We start from the raw sequence: 8,617 nt of genomic DNA, 5'->3' as shown, positions 1-8,617 counted from the left end.
GCTCCCACCCCCACTGAAGGTTCCGTCAGCCGCGAGGAGTTGGAGCAGCGCCTGGAGGCCACGCGGCAGGAGCTGCGCGAGGACATCCGCGCCCAGACGGCCACCCAGGCCGTGGCCAGCAACGACTGGCAGGAGGAGTGGACGGAGGAGAAGCGCAAGCTGGAGCTGTTCACGCTGGACGGCTACCTGCGCGTGCGCCCCACGCTCTTCTACAAGTTCGACCTGGGCAAGCCCGCGCTGCCCACCGGCACGCCCCTGGGCCGCCAGCTGTGGACGCGCTCGCCGCGCTCCGCCTCCGAGCAGACCCAGGCGGGCGCCAACATGCGCTTCCGGCTGGATCCGTCCTTCAACGTCTCCGAGGACGTGCGCATCAAGGCGCAGGTGGACGCGCTGGACAACATCCTGCTGGGCTCCAACCCGGACAGCGCCTACAGCGGGGATGGGCGCAACAACTTCACGCTCTTCTCGGAGAACCAGTCCCCGTCCAACTCCGCCGTCAACGCGTTCAAGGACTCCGTCCATGTCCGCCGCGCGTACGGTGAGGTGACGACGCCGGTGGGCATCCTGCGCTTCGGCCGCATGGGCAGCCACTGGGGCGTGGGCATGCTGCGCAACGACGGCAACTGCCTGGACTGCGACTACGGCGACACGGTGGACCGCATCCAGTTCGTCACGGAGCCGTTCGCCGGCTGGTACGTGACGCCCATGCTGGACTTCAACTCGGAAGGGCTGTCCACGGAGAAGGCCAACGCCCTGGGCGAGCCGGTGGACCTCACCCAGTCCGACGACGCGCACAGCCTGGTGCTGGCCATCGCGCGGCGCGACACCGACCAGCAGCAGAAGGCCAAGCTGGACAACAACCAGGGCGTCCTCAACTACGGCCTGTACTTCACCTACCGCACGCAGCGCTACGCGACGACGACGGAGACGGGCGTCCCCTTCGAGAACGCCAACCCCTCCAACCCCACGACCGTCACCGCGCCGCCGTTCGTCCCGCGCGGCGGCACGCTGTACATCCCGGACCTGTGGTTCAAGTACGCGGAGAAGCAGTTCCGCATCGAGGCGGAGTTCGCCGCGCAGCTGGGCACCATCGACGGGCGCGCGCTCACGGCCAACGACCCCACCACCCAGTCGCTGCGCGTCGCGCAGTTCGGCGGCGTGCTCCAGACGGAGTTCCACGTCATCCCGGAGAAGCTGCACCTGGGCATCGAGCTGGGCTTCGCCTCCGGTGACAAGGCGCCGGGCTTCGGCAACTACCCGGGCCGCCAGGGCTCGGGGACGGACGGCAACACCGCGCCGGGCGACGTGGAGGGCCGTCAGTACAGCTGCGACAGCGGCGGCTGCAGCGACAACGCCATCCGCAACTTCCGCTTCAACCGCGACTACCGCGTGGACCTCATCCTGTGGCGGTCCATCCTCAACGGGGTGACGGACGCGTTCTACGTGAAGCCGGGCCTCAAGTACTCCATCGCGGAGGGCTTCGACGTCTTCGGCAGCGTCATCTACTCGCAGGCGTTCTACGCGGAGTCCACGCCGTCCTACGCCAGCAAGGCGCTGGGCCTGGAGGCGGACATCGGCGCGCGCTACATGACCGAGGACGGCTTCGTGGCGGGCATCGACTACGGCATCCTCTTCCCCCTGGATGCCTTGAAGGACCTGGGCCTGCCGGGCCAGGAGCTCAGCACCGCGCACGCCATCCGCGGCATGCTGGCCATCCGGTTCTAATCCATGCGCTCCTCCTTCCTGCGGCTGTGCGCCGCCACCAGCCTGACGCTCGCGCTGGTGGCGTGCGGCATCAAGGGCAGCCCCCGCGCGCCCCGTCCGGCGCCGCTGCCCGCGCCCACGGCGGAGACGGTGCCCGCGCAGCAGCCGCCGCGCGGACCCGTGGAGCCCTCCGGCCCCACGGTGCCGCCGTCCAGCACGGACGCAGGACTGCCCGAGTGAGCGCCTTCGACTACAAGAAGGGCGTGCTGCACGCCGAAGGGGTGCCCCTCTCCGCCATCGCGGACGCGGTGGGCACTCCCACCTACGTCTACGCCACCGCCGCGCTCACGGAGCGCTTCCGCGCGGTGACGGACGCGTTCCAGGGGCAGAAGCACCTCATCTGCTATTCGGTGAAGGCCAACTCCAACCTGGCCATCCTGCGCCTCTTCGCGGGGCTGGGCAGCGGCTTCGACATCGTGTCCGGCGGCGAGCTGGCGCGCGTGAAGCAAGCCGGCGGCGAGCCCGGCAAGACGGTGTTCGCGGGCGTGGGCAAGACGCCGGATGAGATGGCGCAGGCGCTTTCCCAGGGCCTGCTGCTCTTCAACGTGGAGAGCGCGGAGGAGCTGGAGGCGCTGGATGCGGTGGGGCGCCGGCTGGGCAAGCGCGCGCCGTTCGCCCTGCGCGTGAACCCGGACGTGGACGCGCGCACGCACCGCTACATCTCCACCGGCCTGAAGACGTCCAAGTTCGGCGTGCCCTTCGAGGAGGCGGTCGCCCTCTACGCGAAGGCGAAGAAGCTCAAGGGGCTGAAGGCGCTGGGGCTGGACTGCCACATCGGGTCGCAGCTCACGCGCACCGCGCCCATGAAGGCCGCCATCACCAAGGTGGCGGACCTCTACGTCACGCTCAAGGCCCAGGGCCACGCGCTGGAGTACCTGGACGTGGGCGGGGGCCTGGGCATCACCTATTCGGACGAGACGCCGCCCAGCCCCAAGGACTACGCGCGCACGGTGCGGACCGCGACGGAGGCCACCGGCGCCACGCTGCTGTTGGAGCCCGGGCGGGCGCTCGTGGGCAACGCGGGCGTGCTGCTCACGCGCGTGCTGTACCGCAAGCCCACCGAGGCGCGCACCTTCGTGGTGGTGGACGCGGGCATGAACGACCTGATGCGCCCGGCCCTCTACGAGGCGCACCATGAAATCCAGCCGGTGGTGAAGCGCCGCGGCCGGGACGTGGAGGTGGACGTCGTGGGGCCGGTGTGTGAGTCCACGGACGTGCTCGCGCGGGCACGTCCCCTGGTGCTGCCTCGCCAGGACGACCTGTATGCCTTCATGAGCGCCGGGGCTTACGGGATGAGCATGGCTTCCACCTACAACTCGCGCCCCCGTCCGGCGGAGGTGCTGGTGGACGGCGCCGCCTGGCGTGTCGTGCGGGAGCGCGAGCGGGTCGAGGACCTCTGGCGCGGCGAGCGGGCCTGAACGTATAAGCGCCGGCATGAAGACCTTCGAAGGCTCCATGACGGCGCTGGCCACTCCGTTCCTCAATGGAGCGCTGGACGAGGGGGCCTTCCGGGCCCTGGTGCGCTACCAGCTGGACGGCGGCACGAACGTGCTGCTGCCCATGGGGACCACCGGCGAAGCCGTCACCCTGGACGCGGACGAGCGCGCGCGCGCCATCGCCGTCGTCGTGGACGAGGTGAAGGGCCGGGTTCCGGTGGTGGCGGGCGCGGGCAGCAACAGCACGCGTGAAACCATCGACTCCGTGGGCCGCGCGCGCGAGGTGGGCGCCAACGGCGCGCTCATCGTCACGCCCTACTACAACAAGCCCACGCAGGCGGGCCTGGTGGAGCACTACCGCGCCATCGCCAAGGCGCACCCCGGCTTCCCGCTCATCGCCTACAACGTGCCGGGCCGCACGGGCGTGGACCTCTTGCCGGAGACGGTGCTCCAGCTGTGTGACATCCCGGAGGTCGTGGCGCTGAAGGAGGCCACGGGCAACCTCATCCGCACGGTGGACCTGGTGGAGAAGTGCGGTGACCGGATGACGTTCCTGTCCGGCGACGACTTCACGGTGCTGCCCTTCATCGCGTGCGGCGGCAAGGGCGTCATCTCCGTGTCCGCCAACGTCGCGCCCCGCATGATGGCGGACCTGGTGGCGGCGGCGCGGAGCAACGACATCGCGAAGGCGCGCGGCATCCAGGTGCGGATGAACGCGCTGCACCGGCTGCTCTTCGTGGAGTCCAACCCCATCCCGGTGAAGTGGGCGCTGCACCTGATGGGCATGTTCGGTCCGGAGCTCCGGCTGCCGCTCGTGCCCATGGGCGAGGCGAACGCCGCGAAGCTGAAGGAAGAGCTGTCCGGGCTGGGACTGCTGAAGGCCTGAAGGGAATACGCGCCATGACCCGCACCGTCATCACCGGCATCTCCGGCCGCATGGGCAGCACGCTGGTGCGCCTGGCGAAGGCCGCCAGCGACCTGCCGGTGGTGGGCGCCACGGTGCGCCCCGGTAGTCCCCTGGCGGGACAGGACGCGGGGCTCGTGGCCCGGCTGGGCACGCCGCTGGACGTGCTCGCGCAGGACGACCTGGGCCGCGCGCTGGACGGCGCGAAGGCGGACGTCGTCGTGGACTTCACCGGTCCGGAGGCCACGCTTCAGCACGCGCGCATCTGCGCCGAGCGCGGCGTGGCGCTGGTGGTGGGCACCACGGGCTTCACGCCGGAGGGCCGCGCGCAGCTGGAAGCGCACGCCCGCCGCGTGCCCATCGTCGCGGCGCCCAACATGTCCGTGGGCGTGAACCTGGTCATCCGCATGGCGGCGGAGCTGGCCCGCGTGCTGGGGCCCTCGTTCGACGTGGAGGTGCTGGAAGCGCACCACCGCATGAAGAAGGACGCGCCCAGCGGCACCGCGCTCAAGCTGGCGGAGGTGCTGGTGGAGGCGCTGGGCCGCACGAAGGACGACCTCACCTTCGCGCGCGAGGGGCAGACGGGCGCCCGGCCGCCGGGTGAGATTGGCGTGCAGGCGCTGCGCGGCGGGGACGTGGTGGGCGAGCACACGGTCTACTTCTTCGGCGAGGGCGAGCGCATCGAACTCACCCACCGCGCGACGAATCGTGATCAGTTCGCGCAAGGGGCATTGAGGGCCGCGCGCTGGGTGGCGGGCCGTGCGCCGGGACTCTATGACATGGCCGACGTGCTCGGCCTCCAGGGGAAGACATGACCGCCCGTTACTGCCGCTTCCAGGTCGAGGGCCGTGCCAGCTTCGGCCGCGTCGACGGCAACGAGGTGGTGGTGCTCACCGCCGCGCCGTGGGCCGGTGGCAAGGAGACCGGCCTGCGCCGCTCGCTCAAGGGGCTCACGCTGCTCACGCCGTCGGACGCGTCGAAGGTCGTCTGCATCGGGCAGAACTACCGCAAGCACGCGGAGGAGATGGGCAAGCCCATCCCCACCGAGCCGCTCATCTTCACCAAGCCCTCTACCGCGCTCAACGGCCCGGGCGCTCCCATCCGCCTCCCCAAGGCGAGCCAGGAAGTGCACTACGAGGCGGAGCTGGCGCTCGTCATCGGTGAGCGCCTGAAGAACGCCGACGAGGCCACCGCCGCGCGCGCCATCTGGGGCCTCACCGCCTTCAACGACGTCACCGCGCGCGACATCCAGCGGAAGGAAATCCAGCACACCCGCGCGAAGGGCTACGACACCTTCGCCTGCGCGGGCCCCTGGGCCGTGACGGGCCTGTCCCCCGCGGACCTGCGCGTGGTGTGCCGGGTGAACGGAGAGGTGCGGCAGGATGGCCGGACGTCCGACATGGTGTTCAGCCCCGCCCGCCTGGTCTCCTTCATCTCCCACATCATGACGCTGCTGCCCGGCGACCTGGTCAGCACGGGCACGCCGTCCGGTGTGGGTGCGCTCAAGGCGGGGGACACGGTGGAGGTGGAGCTGGAGGGAATCGGAACCCTGGTGAACCCGGTTGAGATGGAGCCTTGAGTGCGACCGTCTATGTAGGACTGGGTTCCAACGAGGGCGACCGCGAGTCCCACCTCGTCTCCGCCCTCGCCGCGATGTCGTGCATCGACGCGGTGTCGGTGCTGGGGTGTTCCTCGCTCTATGACACCGCGCCGGTGGGTCCCGCGCAGCCGCGCTTCCTGAACGCCGTGGTGGCGCTGGACTGCGACCTGACGCCGCAGCGCCTGTTGTGCATCCTCCAGCGCATCGAGCAGGACCTGGGCCGCCGCAGGCTCCAGCGCTGGGGCCCGCGCACCATCGACCTGGACATCCTCCTGTGGGACGAGGAGGACCACTCCGTCGTCGCGGATGCGAACCTCCAGGTGCCCCACCTCGAACTGCACAAGCGCCGCTTCGCGCTGGAGCCCCTGGCGGAGCTGGCCCCCGACGCCCGCCACCCGGTGCTGGGCATGACAGTGCAGGAACTGCTCGCGAAGCTCGCCCCCCAGGACGTCCGCAAGCGCGAGGCCCTCTTCTGGCCCGACATGGGCGCCCGTTTCCCCGTCCACGAACTATGAGCCTGTCCCTCGTCCTGGCCACGGCCGCGCTGCTCGCGGCCGAGCCCACCCCCCTGCCTCCCGGCCACCCCACGATTCCGCCCGGCACCCAGGCGTCTCCCACCATGGGTCCTGGTGCCGGCTCCGGTGCCGCGAACGGCGCGCTGCCTCCCGGCCACCCCACGATGCCCGCGGGTTCCCCCGTGGCGCCGGGCACGCCGCTGCCGTCGGGCCACCCCACCGTGGACGCGAACAAGCTGCCGCCCTCCGCCGAGGAGCTGATGAAGCAGCTCGACTCGTCGGAAGGCCTGCGCGAGCGGGAGAAGACCTTCGAGATCGCCTCGTCGCTGGGCAAGCTCTACTACACGAACGGCCGCAACACGGAGGCGCTGGCCTACCTGGGCCAGGCGCAGGCCAAGGCGGACGGCGTGCGCTCGCTGTTCCTCGCGTCCCGGAAGAAGCTGGGCAAGGCCCCCATCGCCACCCCGGAGGCCGCGAACTGCGGCTTCACGCCGGGCCAGGCGCTGGACGCGATGGAGGCCGTGGCGCAGTCCCGCGCGAAGTCGGGTGACACCGCGGGCGCCGCCGCGTGCGCTCGCGCCGCGCTGGTGCCCGCGATGGACGTGGACGTGCTGCGCGGCAACGCGCTGTACCTGGGCGGCGACAGCGCCAACGCGCTGAAGGCGTACGCGCGCGTGCTGGAGGTGGAGCCCCGGCATGAAGAGGCGCTCTACGCCCACTCCTCGCTGCTCTTCGAGACGAAGGGCGAGGACCTCCAGGCGCTCAAGTCCGCGCGTGAAGGCTTCGACGCGCTGGTGACGGCGAACCCGGAATCGCCGCGCGCGGCCATGGCCCGCGAGCTGAGCGTGCGCATCGACGAGACGGTGAAGGCGGGGGGCCGGCGGAAGTGGCTCGCGTCGCGCGCCGCGGACCGCAAGGTGCGCCTGTCCCAGTCCACCGCGCAGGCCGCCGCGCTGCCGCCGGACGCGCCGCGCCCGCTGTCGCCAGAGATGGTGGACGCGGTGAAGAACACCGAGCGCACGCCGGAGCTGGAGGCGGGCCTCACCAAGCTGGTGGAGGAGGGCGAGGAGCACCTGGCGCGCGGCCGCTACCAGGAGGCCCTGGCCAACTACACCCGCGTGGTGCCCTTCCAGCCGGAGAACGGCCGCGCGAAGGCGGGCATGGCCTGGGCGCTGGTGGGCCTGGGACGTCCCATGGGCGCGCGCGTGTGGAGCGTGGCGCTCCAGTCCGACGCGGGCGCGGTGGAGAAGCTGGGCGACACGCTGCTCGCCAAGGGCGACGCGAAGGGCGCCAAGGCCCTCTGGGAGAAGCTGGCCCAGGACGTGCCCAACTACCCGAACAAGGCCGCGCTCCAGGCGAAGCTGTCGCAGTAGTGCTTCGCGCCTAGACGAACTTCGCGGCCAGCAGATCCTGGACGTCGAGCAGGCCCACCGCGCGGCCCTCGACGTCCACCACGGGCAGCTGGTCCACCTTCAGCTCGCGCATCTGCGTGGCGGCGGTGAGCACCAGCGTGTCCGGGGTGATGCAGCGCGGGCGCTTGCCCATCACCTGCCGCACCGGCACCTCGAAGTCCGTGTGGCCCCTCTCCACCAGCCGGCGCAGGTCGCCGTCGGTGAAGATGCCCTCCAGCTTCCCGTCGCGGTCCACCACGCACGCGGCGCCCGGCCGGCCCGGCGTGTTGGTCATCACCACCACCGCCTGCGACAGCCGCGCGGTGTCCAGCACCAGCGGGTTCGCGGGGCCCGTGCGCATCAATTCGAAGACGCGCAGCACGGAGCGCCCCAGCTTCCCGCCCGGGTGCAGGAGCGCGTAGTCGTCCCGCCCGAAAGGACGCGAGCGGAGCAACGTCATCGCCAGCGCATCGCCCACGGCGTGCAGCGCGGCGGTGGACGCGGTGGGCACCAGCCCCATGGGGCAGGCCTCTTCAATCCGGCCGATGTCCAGCACCACCTCCGCGCCCTTCGCGAGCGGGCTGTCCGCGTCGCCGGTGAGCGCCACCACCGGCGTGCCCATGCGCTTGAAGAGGGGCAGCAGGCGTAGGAGCTCCTCCGTGCTGCCGCTGTTGGACAGCGCGAGGATGACGTCGCCCTGGCCCACGCGGCCCAGGTCGCCGTGCACGGCCTCCGCGGGGTGGAGGAACACGGAGCGGATGCCGGTGGACGCCAGCGTGGAGGACAGCTTCTGGCCGATGTGGCCCGCCTTCCCCATGCCCGTCACCACCACCTGGCCCGGGCAGTCGCGCACCCGCTTCAGCGCGCGCAGGAACGCGTCCCCCAGCCGGTCCGTGACGCCCAGGATGGCGCGGGCCTCCGCCTCCAGCACGCCGCGCGCGTAGGTGAGCGCGGCCTCGTCGTCGGCGCTTCGGGCCTCGGGACGCACGGAGGCGGGGGAGGGCGCG

General features: G+C 71.4%; 9 protein-coding genes. 8 read left to right on the top strand and 1 reads right to left on the bottom strand.

Annotated elements, in window-relative coordinates:
- The 8 genes from D7X32_RS41320 to D7X32_RS41285 all read left to right on the top strand — a co-directional run.
- The coding region (locus D7X32_RS41320; RefSeq protein ID WP_120608006.1) for a TIGR04551 family protein at positions 1-1,725 on the top strand (1,725 nt) is incomplete at its 5' end.
- A gap of 3 nt (positions 1,726-1,728) precedes the next feature.
- Positions 1,729-1,944 carry a hypothetical protein gene (locus D7X32_RS41315; protein ID WP_120608004.1) on the top strand — a complete coding sequence of 72 codons (216 nt, stop codon included), beginning with the start codon at positions 1,729-1,731 and terminating at the stop codon, positions 1,942-1,944.
- On the top strand, positions 1,941-3,182 hold the full coding sequence (gene lysA / locus D7X32_RS41310) for a diaminopimelate decarboxylase (RefSeq protein ID WP_120608003.1): 1,242 nt from the start codon (positions 1,941-1,943) through the stop codon (positions 3,180-3,182). The genes D7X32_RS41315 and lysA overlap by 4 nt, the downstream gene beginning before the upstream one ends.
- 16 nt (positions 3,183-3,198) lie before the next feature.
- Complete coding sequence (gene dapA, locus D7X32_RS41305; protein ID WP_120608002.1) at positions 3,199-4,086, top strand: 4-hydroxy-tetrahydrodipicolinate synthase; 888 nt, start codon at positions 3,199-3,201, stop codon at positions 4,084-4,086.
- Positions 4,087-4,100: 14 nt separating this feature from the next.
- Positions 4,101-4,919, top strand: coding sequence for a 4-hydroxy-tetrahydrodipicolinate reductase (gene dapB, locus D7X32_RS41300; RefSeq protein ID WP_120608001.1), 819 nt, complete (start codon positions 4,101-4,103; stop codon positions 4,917-4,919).
- Positions 4,916-5,683: a fumarylacetoacetate hydrolase family protein gene (locus D7X32_RS41295; RefSeq protein WP_120608000.1), complete on the top strand. Its 768-nt coding sequence runs from the start codon at positions 4,916-4,918 to the stop codon at positions 5,681-5,683. Before dapB ends, D7X32_RS41295 begins: the two co-directional genes overlap by 4 nt.
- Positions 5,680-6,219 (top strand): 2-amino-4-hydroxy-6-hydroxymethyldihydropteridine diphosphokinase, encoded by a 540-nt coding sequence (folK, locus tag D7X32_RS41290; protein ID WP_120607999.1) that lies wholly within the window; start codon positions 5,680-5,682, stop codon positions 6,217-6,219. Before D7X32_RS41295 ends, folK begins: the two co-directional genes overlap by 4 nt.
- A complete protein-coding gene (locus D7X32_RS41285; RefSeq protein WP_120607998.1) occupies positions 6,216-7,592 on the top strand; it encodes a tetratricopeptide repeat protein in 1,377 nt (458 codons plus the stop codon). The genes folK and D7X32_RS41285 overlap by 4 nt, the downstream gene beginning before the upstream one ends.
- A 10-nt stretch (positions 7,593-7,602) precedes the next feature.
- Here D7X32_RS41285 and D7X32_RS41280 read toward each other — a convergent pair whose 3' ends face one another.
- Complete coding sequence (locus D7X32_RS41280; RefSeq protein ID WP_438359010.1) at positions 7,603-8,427, bottom strand: KpsF/GutQ family sugar-phosphate isomerase; 825 nt, start codon at positions 8,425-8,427, stop codon at positions 7,603-7,605.
- Positions 8,428-8,617 lie beyond the last annotated feature (190 nt).

This window comes from Corallococcus carmarthensis, assembly GCF_003611695.1.
GTDB lineage: Bacteria > Myxococcota > Myxococcia > Myxococcales > Myxococcaceae > Corallococcus > Corallococcus carmarthensis.
This window is presented reverse-complemented; position numbering and strand designations above follow the sequence as displayed.

Coding starts and splice junctions, on each gene's coding strand:
- D7X32_RS41315 (WP_120608004.1), top strand. CDS start 1,729: ATGCGCTCCTCCTTCCTGCGGCTGTGCGCCGCCACCAGCCTGACGCTC.
- dapA (WP_120608002.1), top strand. CDS start 3,199: ATGAAGACCTTCGAAGGCTCCATGACGGCGCTGGCCACTCCGTTCCTC.
- dapB (WP_120608001.1), top strand. CDS start 4,101: ATGACCCGCACCGTCATCACCGGCATCTCCGGCCGCATGGGCAGCACG.
- D7X32_RS41295 (WP_120608000.1), top strand. CDS start 4,916: ATGACCGCCCGTTACTGCCGCTTCCAGGTCGAGGGCCGTGCCAGCTTC.
- D7X32_RS41285 (WP_120607998.1), top strand. CDS start 6,216: ATGAGCCTGTCCCTCGTCCTGGCCACGGCCGCGCTGCTCGCGGCCGAG.
- D7X32_RS41280 (WP_438359010.1), bottom strand. CDS start 8,427: ATGGGGAAGGCGGGCCACATCGGCCAGAAGCTGTCCTCCACGCTGGCG.